This is a genomic window from Amycolatopsis sp. FDAARGOS 1241 (assembly GCF_016889705.1).
Lineage (GTDB): Bacteria > Actinomycetota > Actinomycetes > Mycobacteriales > Pseudonocardiaceae > Amycolatopsis.
The window spans coordinates 1,096,454-1,115,255 of the sequence record NZ_CP069526.1; the positions used below are offsets into that span (position 1 = coordinate 1,096,454).

Annotated in this window: 19 protein-coding genes; 12 read left to right on the forward strand and 7 right to left on the reverse strand. The window is 71.2% G+C overall.

Annotated elements, in window-relative coordinates; all coding sequences use genetic code 11:
• Positions 1 to 145: 145 nt before the first annotated feature.
• Entirely contained in the window at positions 146 to 1,822 is a 1,677-nt protein-coding gene (locus tag I6J71_RS05230) for an amidohydrolase (RefSeq protein ID WP_204093675.1), read from the reverse strand.
• A complete protein-coding gene (locus tag I6J71_RS05235) occupies positions 1,822 to 2,397 on the reverse strand; it encodes a hypothetical protein (protein ID WP_204093676.1) in 576 nt (191 codons plus the stop codon). The genes I6J71_RS05230 and I6J71_RS05235 overlap by 1 nt, the downstream gene beginning before the upstream one ends.
• 209 nt (positions 2,398 to 2,606) lie before the next feature.
• Between I6J71_RS05235 and I6J71_RS05240 the strand changes: the two genes are divergently transcribed.
• A complete protein-coding gene (locus tag I6J71_RS05240) occupies positions 2,607 to 3,098 on the forward strand; it encodes a hypothetical protein (protein WP_204093677.1) in 492 nt (163 codons plus the stop codon).
• A 10-nt stretch (positions 3,099 to 3,108) separates the two neighbouring features.
• Here the strand turns inward: I6J71_RS05240 and I6J71_RS05245 are convergent, their stop codons facing one another.
• Entirely contained in the window at positions 3,109 to 3,522 is a 414-nt protein-coding gene (locus I6J71_RS05245) for a cupin domain-containing protein (protein ID WP_204093678.1), read from the reverse strand.
• A 635-nt stretch (positions 3,523 to 4,157) separates the two neighbouring features.
• Here I6J71_RS05245 and I6J71_RS50325 point away from each other — a divergent pair.
• The 7 genes from I6J71_RS50325 (at position 4,158) to I6J71_RS05280 (ending at position 10,845) form a co-directional block, all read left to right on the forward strand.
• Positions 4,158 to 4,739 carry a GNAT family N-acetyltransferase gene (locus I6J71_RS50325; protein ID WP_370542195.1) on the forward strand — a complete coding sequence of 194 codons (582 nt, stop codon included), beginning with the start codon at positions 4,158 to 4,160 and terminating at the stop codon, positions 4,737 to 4,739.
• Complete coding sequence (locus I6J71_RS05255) at positions 4,649 to 5,161, forward strand: MarR family winged helix-turn-helix transcriptional regulator (RefSeq protein WP_204093680.1); 513 nt, start codon at positions 4,649 to 4,651, stop codon at positions 5,159 to 5,161. The genes I6J71_RS50325 and I6J71_RS05255 overlap by 91 nt, the downstream gene beginning before the upstream one ends.
• Positions 5,162 to 5,211: 50 nt before the next feature.
• Positions 5,212 to 6,753, forward strand: a complete 1,542-nt coding sequence (locus tag I6J71_RS05260) for a chloride channel protein (RefSeq protein ID WP_204093681.1) — start codon at positions 5,212 to 5,214, stop codon at positions 6,751 to 6,753.
• A gap of 37 nt (positions 6,754 to 6,790) precedes the next feature.
• Complete coding sequence (locus tag I6J71_RS05265) at positions 6,791 to 7,783, forward strand: DUF1996 domain-containing protein (RefSeq protein ID WP_204093682.1); 993 nt, start codon at positions 6,791 to 6,793, stop codon at positions 7,781 to 7,783.
• 127 nt (positions 7,784 to 7,910) lie between these two features.
• Positions 7,911 to 8,456, forward strand: coding sequence for a sigma-70 family RNA polymerase sigma factor (locus I6J71_RS05270; protein WP_204093683.1), 546 nt, complete (start codon positions 7,911 to 7,913; stop codon positions 8,454 to 8,456).
• Positions 8,456 to 9,166: an anti-sigma factor gene (locus I6J71_RS05275; protein ID WP_204093684.1), complete on the forward strand. Its 711-nt coding sequence runs from the start codon at positions 8,456 to 8,458 to the stop codon at positions 9,164 to 9,166. Before I6J71_RS05270 ends, I6J71_RS05275 begins: the two co-directional genes overlap by 1 nt.
• A gap of 254 nt (positions 9,167 to 9,420) precedes the next feature.
• The gene (locus I6J71_RS05280) at positions 9,421 to 10,845 is read left to right on the forward strand and encodes a hypothetical protein (protein ID WP_204093685.1); all 1,425 of its coding nucleotides are present in this window, start codon (positions 9,421 to 9,423) and stop codon (positions 10,843 to 10,845) included.
• Between the two features lie 64 nt (positions 10,846 to 10,909).
• Here I6J71_RS05280 and I6J71_RS05285 read toward each other — a convergent pair whose 3' ends face one another.
• Complete coding sequence (locus I6J71_RS05285; protein ID WP_204093686.1) at positions 10,910 to 12,280, reverse strand: class I adenylate-forming enzyme family protein; 1,371 nt, start codon at positions 12,278 to 12,280, stop codon at positions 10,910 to 10,912.
• 375 nt (positions 12,281 to 12,655) lie between these two features.
• On the opposite strand from I6J71_RS05285, the gene I6J71_RS05290 reads away from it, so the two are divergent.
• Positions 12,656 to 13,744: a glycoside hydrolase family 3 protein gene (locus tag I6J71_RS05290; RefSeq protein ID WP_204093687.1), complete on the forward strand. Its 1,089-nt coding sequence runs from the start codon at positions 12,656 to 12,658 to the stop codon at positions 13,742 to 13,744.
• Here I6J71_RS05290 and I6J71_RS05295 read toward each other — a convergent pair.
• Together I6J71_RS05295 and I6J71_RS05300 are read right to left on the reverse strand one after the other, a co-directional pair.
• Entirely contained in the window at positions 13,695 to 14,951 is a 1,257-nt protein-coding gene (locus tag I6J71_RS05295; RefSeq protein ID WP_204093688.1) for an MFS transporter, read from the reverse strand. The two genes, I6J71_RS05290 and I6J71_RS05295, sit on opposite strands and share 50 nt — an antisense overlap.
• Positions 14,948 to 15,442 (reverse strand): MarR family winged helix-turn-helix transcriptional regulator, encoded by a 495-nt coding sequence (locus I6J71_RS05300; protein WP_239154447.1) that lies wholly within the window; start codon positions 15,440 to 15,442, stop codon positions 14,948 to 14,950. Before I6J71_RS05300 ends, I6J71_RS05295 begins: the two co-directional genes overlap by 4 nt.
• Before the next feature lie 207 nt (positions 15,443 to 15,649).
• On the opposite strand from I6J71_RS05300, the gene I6J71_RS47645 reads away from it, so the two are divergent.
• The 3 genes from I6J71_RS47645 to I6J71_RS05310 all read left to right on the forward strand — a co-directional run bounded on the left by I6J71_RS47645 (position 15,650) and on the right by I6J71_RS05310 (position 17,168).
• Positions 15,650 to 16,072, forward strand: a complete 423-nt coding sequence (locus tag I6J71_RS47645) for a hypothetical protein (RefSeq protein WP_239154448.1) — start codon at positions 15,650 to 15,652, stop codon at positions 16,070 to 16,072.
• Complete coding sequence (locus I6J71_RS47650) at positions 16,066 to 16,581, forward strand: hypothetical protein (protein ID WP_239154449.1); 516 nt, start codon at positions 16,066 to 16,068, stop codon at positions 16,579 to 16,581. Before I6J71_RS47645 ends, I6J71_RS47650 begins: the two co-directional genes overlap by 7 nt.
• 98 nt (positions 16,582 to 16,679) lie before the next feature.
• Positions 16,680 to 17,168, forward strand: a complete 489-nt coding sequence (locus I6J71_RS05310) for a hypothetical protein (protein ID WP_204093689.1) — start codon at positions 16,680 to 16,682, stop codon at positions 17,166 to 17,168.
• Positions 17,169 to 17,306: 138 nt separating this feature from the next.
• On the opposite strand, the gene I6J71_RS05315 is transcribed toward I6J71_RS05310, so the two are convergent.
• Positions 17,307 to 18,782, reverse strand: a complete 1,476-nt coding sequence (locus I6J71_RS05315; RefSeq protein ID WP_204093690.1) for an alpha/beta fold hydrolase — start codon at positions 18,780 to 18,782, stop codon at positions 17,307 to 17,309.
• Between the last annotated feature and the right edge of the window lie 20 nt (positions 18,783 to 18,802).

Genomic DNA, 18,802 nt, shown 5'->3' on the forward strand with positions numbered 1-18,802 from the left:
GGTGGGCGACGTGCAGGGTCGGGTAACCGCACTTTCGCAGGGGATGGCGGTGCTCTCGTGGCTGATCAGCACGCGGATGGGCATCGGGTTCTCCTCGGGGCAGCGCGGGCTGCGCTGCGGGGCGGCTAACCCGTCCGGCCGTCGCTCAGTCGCATTTGGCGCCAACCTCACCCGAACGGGTGACGCTGTAAACCTCGGTCCCGTTCACGTATGTCCGCACCACGCGCGCGTCGCCGATTTCGTGCGGCGGGCCCGCGAACGGGTCGCGGTCGAGCACCACGAGATCGGCCGCCCGGCCGGGGCCGATCGAGCCGGCGACGTCGGCCAGGTGGTTCACGGCCGCGCTGCCCGCGGTGTACGCGCGCAACGCCGTGGCGAGCGGCAGCGCCTGGTCCGGGCCGAGCGCGGGGGTGCGCGCGCCGGGCAGGACGCGGGTGACGGCGACGTGGATCGCCGCCATCGGATCGGCGGTGCTCACCGGCCAGTCGCTGCCCATCGCGAGCGCGGCGCCCGTGCGCAGCAGGTCGCCGAACGGGTACTGCCGGTTCGCGCGCGACAAGCCGAGGAACGGCACAGTCAGCTCGTCCATCTGCGGTTCGTGTGCGGCCCACAGCGCCTGCAGGTTCGCGGTGATGCCGAGGTGGTGGAAGCGCGGGACGTCCTCGGGGTGCACCAGCTGAAGGTGCGCGATCTGGTGGCGCCGGCCCGACGTGCCGTTCGTGTCCGCCGCGGCCTGGAGCGCGTCGAGGACGTCACGCACCCCGCGGTCGCCGATCGCGTGGTAGTGGATCTGGAACCCGGCGGCGTCGAGCGCGAGGGTGACTTCGCGCAACAGCGCGGGGTCGAGGAAGCCGAGGCCGCGTTCGCCCGTGGGGTGCCCGTGGCGGTCGAGGTACGGCTCGAGCACCGCCGCTGTGAAGGTCTCGACCACGCCGTCCTGCATGACTTTCACCGCTGGTGTGCGGTAGTTCCGGCCGTCGGTGGCCGCGCGGATCCCGGCGAGGCGCGCGACCTGGTCCGCCACGCCGTCGAGCGGGCACGACCGGTCCCACCACAACGCGCCGGTCACGCGCGCGGTGAGCGTGCCGGCCCGGTCTGCTCGCACGTACGCCTCGTGCGCGCTCGGACCGCCGCCGGGCACGGCGACCCACGCGTCCTGCCAGTTCGTGATGCCGCACGAGTGCAGGTAACGCTGGGCTTCCGCGAGGGCCGCGTCGAAGTCTTCTTGCGTGTCGGCCGGAGCGACGCGCGCGACGAGATCCGCCGCGCCTTCGTGCAGGAGGCCGGTGGGTTCGCCGTTCCCGTCGCGTTCGATGCGGCCGTCGGCGGGATCCGGGGTGTGGCGGTCGATCCCGGCTCGCGCGAGCGCGGCGGTGCTGACCCAGCTGGAGTGGTGATCGCGGTTGGGCAGGAGCACCGGCCGGTCGCCGGCCGCGGCGTCGAGCGCTGCGCGGTGCGGGCGGCCGCCGGGGAAAGCCTCCATCGCCCAGCCGCCGCCGAGGATCCACTGGCGATCGGCGTGCGCGCGGGCGTAGTCACCGATGATGCGCGCGTACGCGCCGGCCGTCGTGGCGCCGGAGAGGTCGCAGCGGATCCGTTCCAGGCCGCCCGTCACGGGATGCACGTGGGCGTCGCCGAAACCGGGCAGCAACAGGCCGCCGTCGAGGTCGACCACTTCGTCGGCGACGCGCAGGAACGGCTCCACCGTGCGGTCGCCGCCCACGGCGGCGATCCGGCCGCCGGACACCGCGACGGCGGAGGCGATCGTGCCCGCGGCGTCGGCCGTGAAGACGCGGCCGCCGCGGAACACCCTGGTGGTCACTACCGCACGGTAGCGGGGCGTGCTGCGCTGAGCAGGCCCGCGGCGGCGGCCGCCCACAGCGTGAGGGCACCGCCGAAACTCGGGAGCGCGAGCCACGCCCACGACTGGCCTGCCGCACCGAGCACGACGGCGAGGACCGCGATCGCGGTCAGCCCCAGCGCCAGCGGGAGGAACCGGCGGGAGCCGAAGATCCCGACGAACGGGAGGAAGTGCAGGCCGACGCACAGAAGCACCCAAGCCGGTACTGCGGCGGGCTTGTGCAGCACGCTTTCGAGGACTCGCGCGCCCGCGACGATCGCGGCCACCATCGCGACCACCGTGATGCCGTAGCGCCGGCTGAACGGGCTGCGCCCGCCGCCCGCACCGACGGGCAGTTCGGGCAGCCGTCGTCCGATGAGGACCACCCACGCCGTGAACGCGAGCACGACGGCCACGTCGAGTCCACGGAGGACGGCTGTCGCATCGGGAATCGTCGTTGCCCCAGCGAACCACCACCCGGCTCCGAAGAGGACACCGAGCGCCGAACTGACCAGCAGCGTGACCAGTTGTTCGCGGGTGAACGTTTCTTCCGCCATGCTGCCCCCAGCATCGTTGATCTTGCCCGAACTTACCCATGGACGTCGGTCAGAGGGGCCAAACCGCAACACTCTGAGCACACTTCGTGACTCCTGAGCCTTCTAAGGGGTGAAGGCGTTGGGGCATTCGATGTATCCGCCGCTGCGCCGTAGCATCTTGTGTAGTGGAGCAGCTGGGTGAAAACTCGGCTGAAGGGGAGGGGATCCGAATGGTGAACAAGAGCAGGGCGGGGTTGGCGGACGACTACCTCACGCGTCAGCAGCGAGCATTGGCTGACGCGGTGGAGGCCGACGGCGGGGCCGGCGACGGGGGTCGCAGCTTCCGGCTCGCCGAGCACCTCGCCGCCGAGGGCGGGGTGCACCGGTCCGATGTGCTCGCCGCGACCGCGCTCTTCCTGGCGTACACGGCGTTCCGGGAGGGGAACTTCGATGCGGCGCTGGGATTCGCGCGGCGGCTGCGGGGGCTCGACCCGGACAGCGTGCAGCTCGTCTTCCACCTGGTGCGGCTCGAGGTCGGGCGGGAGCAGGGCTGGCTGCCTCGGCCCCAGTACGACGAACTCATGGCGTACGCGTGGCGGGAGAACCGTCTCGACCTCGCGCTGCGCGCCGGGGACATCCAGGCGCGCGACGTCGACCAGGGTCAGTCGCCGACGGGGTGGTGGGCGCAGCTGGAGCGGAACCTCTGCCCGCTCCTGGCGTGAATTCCGTTGTTCAGGCTTGGTTCTCCGGCGCATTCCGCGCCATGAACGCGGCGGCGTCGCCCTGTGACGGGTCCACGAAGACCACGTCGTCGGGGCGGCGCCGCGGCACGTCCACCGACAGGACCACGAGCGGGTGCTCGGAGATGTGCGGGAAGCCGTGCACCTTGGTCTTCTCGAAGTGCAGCAGCAGGCCCGGGCGGGCCTCGAACTCCTCGCCGTCGAGGTGGAAGGTCCCGCGGCCGCTGAGGACGTAGAGGTGCTCGTCGCACTCGCGGTGGAAGTGCAGCGGCAGATCGCGGTAGATGCGGAAGATCCGTGCGCTCGCGGTGGGTTTGTCCACGAAGTACTCGTCGACCAGCATGGTGTCGGCGGTGCCGGGCAGGTTCGCCATCGCGGCGAGGACATCGAAGACGTTGTCGCTCACGGGTCAGCTCCCATCGATGTGCTCGGAAAGTTCTTTCAGTTTGGTCCCTGGGGGTGTGTGCGTCGCCTCGATCCAGGGGATGCCGTGGTCTTGGGTGGAGTTGTGCCGGAGTGGTTGGTTTTCCGCTGGTCCACTGCCGGGTTGCCTAGGTCCGCTGAAGGTGAAGATCGTTTGGCTTTTGGGGATGGTGCGGGTTGGGATCGGGCGGCTCGTCGCGCTGGCCGCGACCTTGCGCCCGGAGTGGTGGAGGGGGGCACCCCGATTTTTATTGTGACGACGGTCTGGATCACCTTGTCAAGGCTGGAAAGCGTGCCTTGACAAGGTGATCCAGACCGCGTGCAAGGCGGGGATCCGGGGTGTGGGGTGGTCGCTGAGTGCGGGGTTCCGTTGGGTTCTTGGCCGGCGGTTCGGGGTGCGGGCGGGGGCTGGGTGCGTGGCCCGATTGGGTTGTTGGCGGCGGATTTTGGGGTGCAGGGGCGTGTCGGCGGCAGAAGGAACCGGTGCGGGTCGGGGAGGCCTGGGTACACGGGCCGTTGCGCGGTTGGGTTGTGGGCGGCGGCGGTTGATCGGGAGTTGTGGAGGAGGTGAGCGTGGTCGAGGTCCGGATTGCCGCTGAGGCTGATCTCGAGGGGGCGATGTCGTGCTGGCGGGAGGCCAACGTGGCGCGCGGGAAGGCGCCGGGATCGGCGCGGGTCGGGCGGGTGCGGGAGAAGCTAGCGGATCCGGCGGCGGTGGTCCTCGTCGCGGTGAGTGGTGGGGTGGTTGTCGGGATGGTGGTGGCCGAGGAGGGCCGGGCGGGCGACGGGGGTGGGCCGGTCGAGCCGGGGCTGTGTCACGTGTCGATGGTGTTCGTGCGGCCGGAGTGGTGGGGGCGAGGCGTCGGGACGGCGGTGCTCGGGGCGTTGCGGGAGCGCGCGGCGGGGCTCGGGTATGGGCGGCTGCAACTGTGGACCGGTGCCGCGAACCAGCGGGCGCTGGGGCTCTACCGCCGGGTGGGGTTTCGGGCGAGTGGGCGGAGCAGGGAGATTCCCGGGGTCGGGGCGGTCGTGCACCTGGAGTTCCCGTTGAGTGACACGACCCACGCTTCTCTTGACCACCAGACCTTGCCCATAGCAAGTTTTGCACCATGCAACACTCCCAGCTCGACGGAATCGACGGACTCCACGAAACCGGCAGAAGCGACGAGACCGCCGAACTCGAGGCGCTGGAGCGGTTGACGCGGGTGCTCGTCGCGGTGGCGTGGGACAGTGCGCACGCCGCGCCGAGGGGTGTGACGTTTCCGCAGGTGCGGTTGCTGTTGGTGCTGGAGAGCCTGGGGCGGGTGCCCAGCGCGCGGGTCGCGGAGGCGATGGGGGTGAACGCGTCGTCCGTGACGAGGCTGGCCGACAAGCTCGAGGCGCATGGTTACGTCGAGCGGGGCGAGGACGAGCACAACCGCACAGTGGTCACCATCGAGGTCACCAAGGCCGGCCGCGAGGTCGTGAAGGGTGTCCTCACGCGGCGGCACCAGGCGCTCGGGGACCTCCTTTCGCAACTGGCGCCCGAGGACCGCGCGCAGGCCAGCGCGGCCGTACGGAACTTGCTCGCGGCGGCCGAGCACGCGCCCACCGTCTCGGCGGCCGGGCCGGGCCGGCTGTGACGGCGCCGGGGCGGGCCGCCCACCTCGGCGACTTCAACGTGCGGCCGCGAATGCTGCTGATCACCGCGTTCGCGCTGTTCGTGGGGGCGGCGAGCGCCGTCGCCGCATTCGCGTTGCTCAAGCTCATCGGGTTGATCACGAACCTCGTCTTCTACCAGCGCATCGCGACGGACCTGGTGGCGCCGGGCGCGGTGCACCACCCGTGGTGGCTCGTGGTGGTCGCGCCCGTGGTCGGCGGGCTCGTCATCGGGCTGATGGCGCGCTACGGCTCGGAGAAGATCCGCGGCCACGGCATGCCCGAGGCGATCGAGGCCATCCTCACCGGCGAAAGCCGCGTCGCGCCGCGGGTGGCGGTGCTGAAGCCGGTGTCGGCGGCGGTCAGCATCGGCACGGGCGGGCCGTTCGGCGCCGAGGGCCCGATCATCATGACGGGCGGCGCCGTCGGCTCGATCCTGGCTCAGCTGCTGAAGCTCTCCGCCGACGAACGCAAGACGCTGCTCGTCGCCGGATCCGCGGGCGGCATGGCGGCGACGTTCAACGCGCCGCTCGCCTCGATCCTGCTCGCGGTCGAACTGCTGCTGTTCGAATGGCGCCCGCGCAGCCTCGTGCCGGTCGCGGCGGCCGTCGCGGTCAGCACGGTCCTGCGGGGCTTCCTGCTCGGCACCGGACCCGTCTTCGGCGTGCCGGCTGCCCCCAGCACCGGCCCGCTGGCCGACGGCCTCGCCCTCATCCCGGGCGTCACCGGCGGCCTGCTCGCCATCGGCGCGACCGCACTCGTCTACTTCGCCGAGGACATGTTCGGGCGGCTGCCCGTGCACTGGATGTGGTGGCCCGCGATCGGCGGCTTGATCATCGGCGTCGGCGGTCTCCTCGAGCCCCACGCGCTGGGCGTCGGTTACGACGTGATCGACCAGCTGCTCACGGGGCAGGCCACGGCGCAGTTGATCGTCGGCATCCTCGTGGTCAAAACGCTGATCTGGGCGCTGTCTCTAGGCTCCGGTACTTCCGGCGGGGTGCTCGCGCCGGTGTTCATGATCGGCGCCGCGCTGGGTGCCGCCGAAGGTGGCCTGTTGCCGCACATCGCGCCCGGGTTCTGGGCGACGTGCGGGCTCGCCGCGGTGGTCGGGGGCGTCATGCGTTCGCCCCTCACCGGCATCGTCTTCACGCTGGAACTGACGCACGCGTGGAGCTACCTGCTGCCGCTGGTCGTCGCGTCGGTGTCGGCGTACGCGTTGTCGGTGCTGCTGCTCAAGCGGTCGGTGCTCACGGAGAAGATCGCGCGCCGCCGCCTGCACCTCACGCGCGAGTACACCACCGACCCGCTGGAGACGTTCTTCGTCCACGAAGTGATGACTCCCGGGCCGGCCGAGCCCGCACGCGTCACCGCCTTCCCCGACGAAACGCTGCGCGAGGTCGCGAACAAGCTCGCGCTCGGCCACGTCACGCGCGCCAGGGTCGTCGAGCGCGACGACCCGGAGAAGGTTCTCGGCGTCGTCACGCTCGCACAGTTGCTGCACGCGCGGCGGCGCGATCTGCACGAGGAGCACCACCGCGAACGCGTCCTGCTGACCAAGGTGGTGGTGCAGGACTGACCGGCCCGGCGTGAGCCGTGATCACGGCGGTGTGAAAATGATCCACGTGGGTTCGCAAGCGCTGCGACGCTGGTCGCCCGGCTGGATCGTCGTCACGATCGTCCTCGTGCTCATCGCGGTGCCGGCCAGCGTGTTCGGCTACAACACGCTGACGGCGGGTGCGCACGAGGAGGAGCACACCGTCTCCCCGGCGTACTTCGCCGACGTCTCGTCGTTCCCGGTGGCCCCGCCCCCGCCCGCCGCGCAGCCGGGCGGGTCCGCCGGCACGTGGCGCATCGACTGCGGGCGCGACGAACGGGGGCAGCACAACTCCGACAACGTCGTGATCAGCCCCGGCGTCGCGGGCGGCGCGCACCACTTGCACGACTACGTCGGCAACGTCTCCACCACCGCGTTCTCCACCGACGACAGCCTCGCCGCGGCCGCCACGACGTGCCAGGCCGGCGACAAGTCGACCTACTACTGGCCCGTGCTGCGCCTCCCGCGCGGCGACGCGCACCAGACCGTGTTCGGCCGGATCCTCGTGCCGGACTCGGTCCTCATCGAGTACCAGGGCAGCCCGGTCACCAACGTCGTGCCGATGCCCCGCTTCCTACGCGCCAATACGGGCAACCCGCACGGCTACACCCAGGGCGGCGTGGCCACCGACCACGTGCAGTGGACGTGCTCGGGCTCGCGCGACCACGTGGGGCGCCAGTACCCGCGTTGCCCCGCCGGCCAGCAGGTCGTGCGGCTGTTCGACTTCCCGAGCTGCTGGAACGGGCGGACCACCGACAGCGCCAACCACAAGTCGCACCTGGTCTTCCCGGCGCCGAACGGCGCGTGCCAGGCCGGCACGTTCGCCGTGCCGCGCCTGCACCTGGAGATCTCGTACGCGGTCCCGGCGGGCGCGGAGTACGCGATCGACTCGTTCCCCGAAGAGCTCAACAACCCCGTCTCCGACCACGCCGATTTCATCGACGTGATGCCCGACTCGCTGATGGACCAGGTCGTCGAGTGCGTGAACGGCGGGAGGCGCTGCACCGCCTGACCGCGTCTCCCACTGTGGCGTTGGTCACGGTTCGGTATCCACTGAACTGACTCCCGCTCGCCATCCGTGTGCCCCTCGTGGAGGTGAGGAGATCCCGCACCCGCGGGACTCGGGAGGGTGGTAGCGGATGGCCGGGTTGAGGACCCGTCATCGCCAGCAGGTCGCCGACGAGGCGCTCGTGCGCTCGCTGTTCGAGGAGCACGGCAAGGCGATGCTGGCGTACGCCACGAGGCTGCTCGGTGATCGGGCGGCGGCGGAGGACGTCGTGCAGGAGGCGCTGGTGCGAGCGTGGCGGCACCCCGACAGCCTGGTCAACGGCAAGGGCTCGGTGCGCGGCTGGTTGCTGACCGTCGTGCGCAACCTCGTCACGGACAAGGTCCGGGCGCGGGCCGCGCGCCCGACGGAAGTGGCCGAGTCGCCGACCACGGTGCCGGTGGCGCGCGACCACTCGGACCAGGTAGTGAACTCGATGGTCGTGCTGGCCGCGCTCGACGACCTGTCCGCGGAGCACCGCGAGGTGCTGGAACACGTGTACCTGCACGGCAGAACGGTCGGGGAGACGGCGGAAAGACTGGGGATTCCCCCGGGCACGGTGAAGTCGCGCTCGTACTACGGGCTGCGGGCTTTGCGTGAGCAGTTCCGGGCGCAGCGACTCGGAGTGGGGGCAGTTTGATGAGCACTTCGCACAGCCACCGGTTCGACCTCGAGGCCTACGTGGCCGGTGAGGCGGGCACAGCCGACCAGCGGGACGTCGAACAGCACCTGACGACCTGCGCGGAGTGCCGGGAGGAGGTGGAGTCATTGCGTGAGATGCAGGAGTTCCTCGGGGCGTTGCCCCCCGAAGCGCTGCTCGACGGGCCGCCGGACGACGCGGACCTGCTGCTGCAGCGCACCCTGCGGCAGGTCCGGGCGGAATCGGCGGGGGCGCGGGGGCGAGGCCGGATTCTCGCCGCGTCGGCGGCCGTCGTGGTCGCCGCGGCGGCGCTGGGTGCGGGCGTGCTCGTCGGGAAGTCGGGCGGTGGTGAGCCCGGCACGGCCGTCGCCGCGCCGCCGGTGTCCGCGCCGGCCACGGTGGCACCCGGGACCCGCTTCGTGACGGCGGAGTCCGCCTCGGGGGCGCACCTCACCGTGGGCGTCACGCCCGCGGTCGGCTGGATCCGGCTGAACGCGTCGGTCACCGGCGTGCCGGCGGGCGAGAAGTGCCGGCTCGTGGTGGTCGGCAAGGACGGCAGCCGCGAGATCGCCGGCAACTGGCTGGTGTCGGACAAGGCCGCGGTCGACGGCGTGAACCTCGACGGTTCGGCCCTGGTCGACCCGGGCAACGTGGCCTCGGTGGTCGTGGAGAACACCGACGGGCACCAGTTCGTGTCGGCCTCGCTGTAGGCCCCCCGGGGCGCTGCCCGTTCGTCCGGTGTGGACCGTACGAACGGGCAGCGCCCTTTTGCGTGCGGCGGCTGCCGGTCCGTCCAACGTGGACGGCACGATCGGGCATTGCTCCGCGGTGCTCAGCAAGCAGTTCCTGGTTGTGACCGGCGTCACTGATCTTCGGTGAACCCTCACAGGGAGCACACCCGTGTACCGGTCGTCAAAGGCTCGCCGCTCCGGCAGCCGGCTTTCACAGGGAGAAACGCGAAATGATGCGTACTCGAGTTGCGATGCTCGCCGCCCTCGTGGCGACGGGTGTGGCGGCCCTGACCGCGTGCGGAGGCGGCAGCACCGCCGGCACGCCGAGCGCCGCCCCGGCCGGAGGCGCCGACGCGGCTTCTTCGGTCAACTTCCTGACCGGTACTGCCCAGCAGAACGGCGCGCCGCAGAACACCGGCGACTTCGCCGACCCGTCCGACACCGAAGCCGCCGAGCAGTGGGTGGAGCTCGACGCCGGCTCGGCGGGCGACCTGAACCCGGTGGTGCTGAACGGAAAGGGCTTCCTGCTCTACCGCTTCGACAAGGACAGCCCGAAGCCGCCGACGTCCAACTGCAACGATGACTGCGCCAAGAAGTGGCCGCCGGTCACGGTGAAGCCGGGCGGCAAGGTGTTCCTCAACGGTGTGGACCGCAACGACGTCGGCTTCCTCAAGCGCCAGGACGGTTCGCTGCAGGTGACCATCGGCAACTGGGCCGTCTACCGCTTCAGCGGCGACGCCCAGCCGGGAGACACCAAGGGCCAGGGCGTGCAGGGCACGTGGTTCGGCGTGACTCCCGAGGGTGGCAAGGCGGAGGCGTCCAAGGAGGGCACGGACCCGACGACCGGCGTCCAGTACAAGACCGGTACCGCCAAGGAGAACGGCGCCGACCTGACCCAGGGCGATGACTACAAGGGCCCGCGCACCGACGACGCCGCGATGAAGTGGATCCAGCTCACCCGCGGTTCGGCCGGCGGCCTCAACCCGATCGTCCACGACGGGGCCGGCATGACGATCTACCGCTTCGACAACGACAAGCCGAAGCCGCCGACGTCCAACTGCAACGGTGACTGCGCGGTGAAGTGGCCGCCACTGCTCGTGAAGCCGGGAACGCGCATCTTCGTCAACGGTGTGCCGGCCGCCAAGATCGGCGTCGTCACCCGCGCCGACGGCTCGCGCCAGGTGACCCTGAACGGCTGGCCGCTCTACCGCTTCAGCGGCGACAAGAACCCGGGCGACATCAACGGTGAAGGCGTCGGCGGCACCTGGTTCGCCGTGTCGCCGAACGGCGGCAAGGTCCTGCCGAAGGGCGGCGCGCCCGCCCCGTCGAGCACCCCGCCGGCTTCCTCGACCACCAACCCGCCGTCGTCGACCACCCCGCCTCCCGGCGGCGTGACCCTGGGCAACGGCAGCGCGATCCTCGACAGCGGCATCAACTTCGCCGAGCCGAAGGGTTCGTTCGGGGTGGCCGGCCCCGGTTGTGTCGCGAACCCGCAGCCCTCGCTCGTGTCCTCGATCCAGCTCAGCGGCGGCCCGGTGAAGCTCTGGAAGGGCCCGAACTGCACCGGCCAGTCGATGGTCATCACCGCGAGCGTGCCGGACCTGAGCAAGATCGGCTTCGACAAGCAGGTCGTCTCCATCCGCTTCGGCGACAAGTGAGGTAACGAATAGGCGAAGAGCCGGTGTGTGCACCGACGGGGGGTGCACACACCGGCTCTTCCTTTCATGCGATGCGGTTCTCGGCGTGGCGCCAGAAGGGTTCGCCGAGGGCGCGTTTGTCCACTTTGCCAACCGGAGTGAGGGGGAGGTGGCCGGTGAAGTCCACTGAGGACGGAACGAAGTGCTCGCCGCCCAGTTCCCCGCGGACATGATCCTTGAGCTCTTCCGCGGTGGTGGCTCCGGCCGTGGTGACCACCGCGCGCACCAGCTCACCCTCGCCGCCCGCCCCGGGCACGGCGAAAACGGCGGCCGCGGTCACGCCGGGATGGGTGAGCAGTGCGTTCTCGACCGTGGTGGAGGCGACCTTGGTGCCGCGTTCGCCGGTGATGATCACGTCGTCCTTGCGGTCGTGCAGGTAGAGGTAGCCTTCTTCGTCGAAGTGGCCGAGGTCGCCGGTGCGCAGCCAGGCGTCCCGGATGGGTCCTTCCCCGAGATAACCGTCCATCATGGACAGGCCGCGCACGAGGACCTCGTGGTCCTCGATCTTGGCCTCCATGCCCGGGACGATCCGGCCCACGGACCCGAGGCGCTCCGGCCGGCCTTCGAGCTCCTGCGCGGAAATGCTCGCGATCATCGGCGCTTCGGTGAGCCCGTACCCCTGCCCGACGACGGGGCCGAACACCTCCAGCGCCCGCGCCAACCGCCGCGGCGGCAGCGGCGCGGCTCCGAGGGAGAGGCTCTGGACGCTGGAGACGTCGGTGGTTTCGAGCCGAGCGCTGTCCAGCACGGCTGCGAGCCGCGGCGGCGTCAGCGAGAGCGCCGTGACCCGGTGGGTCTGGATGTCGTCGAGGAGCCCCTCCGCGTCGAACTGCCTGCGCAGCACCACGGTGTTGCCGCACAGCAACGCGCCGAGCACCGCCGCGTTCCCCGTCATGTGCGTGAGCGGCGCCGCGACGAGGACGGTCTGCGTGCCGTCGGGGCGGAAGATGCGGGCCATGCCGTCGTAGATGCCGCTGTGGCGGATCAGCTTGGGCTCCCCGGTGGTCCCGCCGGTGGGGAAAATCGCGGTGACTCGCTCGGGTAGCTCGTCGAGTGTGGACGGTGGCTGCCGGATCAACTCGTCGAGTTCGGTGTCCGTGATGAGCTTCGCCCCGGTCCTCGCGAGCGCCGAATCCCTCGCCGGTCTGCTCGCCGACGCCGCGACCAGCAGCACGTCGAGGTTCCTCGCCTGCGCGGCCACCTGGGTGAGCACCACTTCGGGCCGGTTGGGCGCGTCGATCGCGATAGTCCCGGAGAACCCGCCGAGCCCGGTGTGGATGCGCTCGAGCGTCTCGGCCGCGTTGCTGTAGGTGGTGGCGCGGCCATCGTGGTGGAAGAGGACGGTGTCCCCGCCGCTCTCCAGCGCCGCCAGGACTCGGTCCAGGAAGAAGCTCACCCGGGCACGGTAGCTCGCCGGACTCCGCGCCTTGGGCCACCGCCGTCCCAGCGCGCCGACTCAGCCCGAGACCCGAGCCCGGCCAGCCTGCGGGTCGCCACCAGCGATCGGCCGTGGTGTTCACCTGTCCCTCGGGGAGACTGCCTTATGAACGCCGGCCTGTCCGCACAGCGTCTGCCTCGATTGGTCCGGACAAACCGCCCGCAACCGGCGGTCGAAACGCAGGCGCGTCGAAAATAGGCGAGCACGGAACCGGAGTCAATCCCAGAACCCGCGCCACCACTGGCGGATTCCGGACAACCACCCTCACGTCGGTCGGGAAGTTTCGGCCGCGCGGCAAGGCGTTACCGTGGAGACCCACTGGAGGGAGCCCCGATGAACCGTGTGAGTCGGACCGTCCTGGTGCTGGGCGCGATCGCCACAGCCACTGCCACCGCCACCGCGGCGGTGCCCGGCACGGCCGGCGCGAAGCAGCTCACGCCCAGGCAGCTGGCGGGTCAGCGGGTGATCTACTCGTACCCCGGGCTGACGCCACCGGACGCGTTGCTGCAGCGCATCCGCGCGGGCGAGGCCGGAGGTGTGATCTTCTTCGGGGAGAACATCTCGTCGAGCAGTCAGATCGCGGGCGTCGTGAAACAGCTGCGAGCCGCGGCGAAGCAGAGTCCCGTGCGCGAGCCCCTCCTGCTGATGACCGACCAGGAAGGCGGCAAGGTCCGGCGGCTGCCGGGTGAGCCCGCGCTGTCGGAAAAGCAGGTCGGGCAGGCGGCGGACCCGGAGGCCGCGGCGAAGGCGGCCGGCACGGGCGCCGGGAACAACCTCGCGGGCGTCGGCATGAACGTCAACCTCGCGCCGGTGCTGGACGTCTACCGCCAGGCCGGCAATTTCATCGACGAGTACGGCCGCTCGTACTCCAATGACCCCGCGAAAGCGGCGACGCTGGGCCGCGACGCCATCGCCGCGCAACAGGCCACGGGCGTCACGGCGACGGCGAAGCACTTTCCCGGCCTCGGGGCGGCGCCGGCGGGGAGCAACACGGACGTCGCGCCCGTCACGCTGAACCTCTCCCGCGACGAACTCCGCGCCACGGACGAAGCGCCGTATGCGAAGACGGCCGCCAAGCTCGCGATGCTCTCCTGGGCCACGTACCCGGCGCTCGATCCGAAGAACCCGGCCGGCCTCTCGCCGACGATCGTGCAGCAGGAGCTGCGCGGGCGCGACGGCTACTGCGGCGTCACGATCACCGACGCGCTCGAGGCCGGCGCCCTGCAGGAGTTCGGCGACACCGGCCACCGCGCGGTGCTCGCGGCGAAAGCGGGTGTCGACCTGATCCTCGCGTCGGGCCGGGATGTCAGCCAGGGCGACGCGGCCGCCGACGCCCTCACTGCCGCGCTCGGCACCGGGCAGCTGCCGGACTTCACGGCGTCGGTCCAGCGGATTTCGGCTCTGCGGAAGGGACTGAGCTGAACCGGCGCAGGCTCGGCGTCGTCACCGCGACGGCGGCCACCGCGGCCACGCACAGCAGGCCGCCGCTGACCAGCGACACCAGCGCGGACGTCGGCGCCGCCACCAGGCCCGCGCGCAGGTTGCCGAGGTCGGGCCCCGCCTGACCCACGATCTGCTCCGCCGCGGACACCCGCCCGAGCATCGCGTTCGGTGTGTGCAGCTGGATCACCGTGCTGCGCGAGACCACCGACAGGGTGTCGGCCGCACCTGCCACCGCCAGAAACCCCAAGCCCAGCCAGGGGTTCGGCGTCAGCCCGAACAGCGTCAGCGCCACGCCCCACGTGGCCGAGCCCACCAGCATCACCACCCCGGGCCGCGGCAGGCGCGTGAACGCGCCGGAGAACACGGACGCGACGACGCCACCCACGGCGATCGCGGTGAGGAACAACCCGAGCGTGCGCGGGCTGCCGCCGAAGCGTTCGGCGTTGACGAGCGGGAAGAGGCTGATGGGCATGGACAGGACCATCGAAGCGAGATCGGTGAGCAGCGCGCCGCGCACCGCGGGGTTGCGGACGAGGAACCCGAGCCCGTCGCCGACTCCGCGCAGGCCCGGGCGTGCGGGTTCGCCGTCGGGCAGCATCGGCGGCAGGCCGAAGGCGCCGTAGAACGCGCAGGCGAACGTCACCGCGTCGAGCGCGTAACAGCCGGTGACGCCGAGCCAGCCGATCACGAGCCCGCCGAGCGCGGGGCCGGCCAGCATGCAGGCCTGGAACGAGATCCGGTTCAGCGCGAGCCCGGCCGCGAGTTGCTCGCGCGGCAGTAGCCGCGGGATGAACGTGCGCGACGCCGGCGCGCTGCCCGCGACGAAACACGACTGCACGGCCAGGATCGCCGGCACCGCGCCCACGGGGAACCCCGCCACAGCGCTCTGCACCACCAGCAGCGCCGAGCACGCGGCCTGCCCGATGACCGTGATGAGGTAGAACCGCCGCCGGTCCGTCCGGTCCACGAACGAGCCGGCGAACAGGCCGAACACCACGATCGGCAGCGCTTGCGCCAGCCCGACGGCGCCAGTCCAGACCGTGCTGCTCGTGCGTTCCCAGACCTGGTAGAGCACTGCCACGAGCGTCAGCTGGGCACCGAGGCCCGAAAAGCTGCGCCCGATCCAGAACCGCCGGAACTGCGGCGACTGGCGCAACGGGGTGACGTCGAGCAGGTGCGCCCTCATCGCCACGAGGGATCGTCCGCGAGCTTCTCCGCGATCCGGTCGTGGAAGCTCTTGCGCGCCAAGGCTTCTTCGATGTCGGCGACCGCCCGGCTCAGCGCGTACGGGAGCTCTGCTTCGAGGTCCGCCAGCGCGGTCTCGGTCGCGCGCCACTCGGCCGCGAGCCGCTCGACGATCTCCTCGGCCTTCGGTGTGAGCACGACTTTCTTGCTGCGCGCGTCGTCGCCGGTGGTGGTCGTGACCAGCCCGGCCTTCCGCATGGCGGCCACCTTCTGGCTCAGCGCCGAGTGCGTGCGCTCGACCGATTCGGCCAGTTCGGTGATCGTCATCGGCCCGCGCGCGTGCAGGCGAAGGAGCTCCATGACGAAGGTCGGCTTGAGCCCCTCGATGCCGCGTTCGGTGTAGAGGCGGCCGATGTCGTCGTCCATCGCGTTCAGCAGCAGGCGCAGCGGCCGCCACAGGCTCTGCTCGGTCGGGTCGGTGAACTCAGGCACGAGCCGAAGTGTAACAGTGCTTACATAAGTACTGTCAAGATTAGCTGTGCGCGTATTGGTGTTCCGCTGAACGGGAATCGCGCTCGCGCCGCAGCGAAATCGTTGCGGGACAACGGGATGATCGTGAACTGGGTTCGTATTTCGATCATGCGGGTACTTTCCCCGCGCTGGTAACGATTTCTCGTCGCCGACGGTCGAGGAGGCTGCATGCCCCACGAGCTCAGATTCACCCGTCGGGCGGTGTTCACGGCGGCGTTCGCGGGACTGGTCGCCACCGCGTGCGGAGCCCAGCCGCGGCGCGTGCCCGTGGCCGCGCCACCGCCACCACCGCCCCCGGCCACCCCGACGCCGACATCTCCACCGCCTCCGCCGCCGAACCCGCTGACCACGAGCCTGCTCGTCGGCTTCTGCGGGGCGCCGCACGCGAAAGCGCTCGGCGAGATGACCGGGGATCTCGCGGCGGCGGGTCGCAAACTCGTGGCGCGGGCCGCGACCTTCCCGAAGGACCGGCCGGTGACACCCGTCGTCGAGCTGATCGCGGCCACCGCACACCCGGCGCCGACGGGCTGTACCGGACACGCGCTACCGACGCGACGATCGAGCAGTACCTCGCCGAGGCTCGGGTGCTGAAGGGCGTGCTGCTGCTCGACATCCAGCCGGGCCGGGCCGACTTCCTGCCCGAGGTCCAGGCGTACGAACGGTGGCTGGGGGAGCCCGACGTCGGTGTCGCGCTCGACCCGGAGTGGGCTGTCGAACCCGGCGCGGTGCCGGGCGAGAAGTTCGGCCGCACGACCGGCGCTGAGCTCGACGGCGTCGCCGCATACCTCGCCGGGCTGGCGAACGAGCAGCGCCTGCCGGACAAGATCATGGCGTACCACCAGGTCGCGGCGTCGATCGTCCGCGACGAGGCCGACCTGCGCGCGCACCCGGGCGTGTCGGTGGTGAAGGTCGTCGACGGCATCGGCGGCGCGGGTGCGAAGAAGGCGACCTGGCGCACGCTCATGGCCGGTAAGCCCGCCCACGTGCTGGCCGGCTTCAAGCTGTTCTTCGACGAAGACACCCGCCACGGTGGTGCGCTGATGACCCCGGACGAGGTGATGGCGCTGACGCCGAAGCCCGCGTATGTCGTGTATGAGTGAGCCCGCCCGATCCGGGTGACACCCGCGAGTGTGGTGATCCGGTGGGGGCCGGGCGAACCGGGCACTCTTGCCTGCGACCCTCCACGACGGGAGCACGCATGCACGCCTGGTGGCCCCTCGCGACGGGCGCCGCGGTGTTCGCGGTGCTCGCTCTGCTGCACCTGCGCCGCTCGGCGCTTTCCCAAGCGGCCGCGGAGCGCGAGGAGCCAGGCACCGTCTCACCGGCGAAGCGGCGGGCGCGCCATCGCGCCGACGAAGCCGATCCGCTCGCACGCTACCCGGTCGCGCGGCAGCGGCCGGTGCCCCACGCGCTGATCACCTCCACCCGCAGGGAGAGCCCCACGCAGCCGTTTGCGCTGCCCCAGCCCCGCCCACGGGAGGCGCTGCGGCAGGCGTGGCCCGCCGGCGCGCCACCACGGCCGACCCCGGCGGGCCGGGGGCGCAAGCGCATCGGCAAGATCATCACCGACCCGGTCTGGCCGGGCCTTCCGGCTTCCCGCTCCCGTCCGGCGGTTCCCGATCCGTCCGGACGGGGCCGGAAGCGCCGGAGACAAGACTCCGGTAACGAAGAACACTTCGACGATTGACGACGGCCGTGCGCGGGTAAGTAACCGGGCGAGCCCGCCGTTGTGGTCCCCTCCCCCCACCTCTGCGGCGGCGGGCACGGGCCGGGCCTCGCGGTTGACCGCGCGGTCCGGCCCCGCTTTTGCCCGGTGACACCCGGTTCAGTCCGTTGTGGACGAGACGGCCGGTTCGCCCGGGCAGCTGCCCGTTGCGGTCCGTCCGGTGCTGAAGAACTCGACGGCCTTCGCTCCGCAGGCCACGAGGTCGAGCGAGCCGTGCGCGCCGTTGTCGACGGTCAGGAGGTCCCCGCCGATGCGCCGGCGCATCTCCTGGGCCCAGAAGAGCGGTGTGGTCAGTTCGGTGCGGTGGCCCACCAGTTGCAACGCGCTGGTGCCGCGCGTGAGGTGCCACGGCTGCTTCGGCAGCGGCCAGCCCGCGCACCAGTGGGCGTAGCCGGCCTGGCCGTTGAACAGGGGTGACGCCGCCTGGCGTTCCTGCTCCTCGCGCCACATCCGCGGCTCACTCGGGTCGGCGCCCTGGTCGTTGCACAGCACGGAAACTTGCATCAGCAGGCCGCCGTACGGGGTGCCGCGCAGGCCGAAGGAGCTGTACTCCGGCTCGTTGCCGAGCAGCGGCGGCGGGTTGCCGTCACGTGCCGCCGTGAGCGTCTCGGCCATCGCCGGCCAGTGCGCCTGCTGGTAGCTCAGCACCGTGCGCAGGTTGGCGCCCGCGAAGGTCGCCGGCTTGCCGTCGGGCGTCGTGGTCCGCAACGGGTGCGCGTCCAGGCGGGCGGCCAGCGCGGTGGCCGACGCGCGGACCTGCGCGGCGGTGGTACCGAGGTGGTACTGGCTGTCGCGGGCGGCCAGCCAGCCCGCGAACCGGTCGAAGTTCGCTTCCGCGGCGCGGATCGGGCCGTCGTTCATGGTGCGGACGCTGAAGTCCGGCGGCATCACGGAGTCGAGCAGCATCCGGTCGACGTGCGCGTCGTACCGGCTGCGGTAGACGGCGCCGAGCGCGGTGCCCCACGAAACGCCGTAGTAGCTGATCTTCGGCTCGCCCAGCGCGATGCGGATCCGGTCGAGGTCACGCGCGACGACGTCGGTGGAGAGGTTCGCGATGAATTCGGGGTCGTAGGAGGTGCAGCGGGCGTTCTGCTTAGCCGTCTGCTCGTAGCTTTGCCGGTACTTCTCCGCGGGCGACGCGTTCGGGTCCGGATCCGGCCCGTCCTCGGGCGCGCGATCGCACTCCACGCCACCGCTGAAACCGACGCCGCGCGGGTCGAAGCCCACGACGTCGTGGTCGGTGTTCATCCCCGCCACGGTGGTCCGGCTCAGCGTCAGGGGCAGGGAGAGCCCGGAGTTGCCCGGGCCGCCGGGGTTCACCACGAGCACACCCTGGCGCTTCGCGGGTGACGTCGCCTTGATCCGGCTGACCATGAGGTCGAGGCGCCGGCCCTCGGGGTTGGCGTAGTCGACGGGGACGGACACCCGGGTGCATTCGCTGCGTGTGTCGCGCTGGTCCCACTCCTGGGAAAGCGTGCGACAGGGAAACCAGGAGAGCGCGGCGGGCGCGGGTGTGGCCGCGACGAGCGCGGGCAGGGCGACGGCGACCGCGAGCAGAGGGACGAGCTTCTTCATGGCGCTCATGGTTCCGGCTG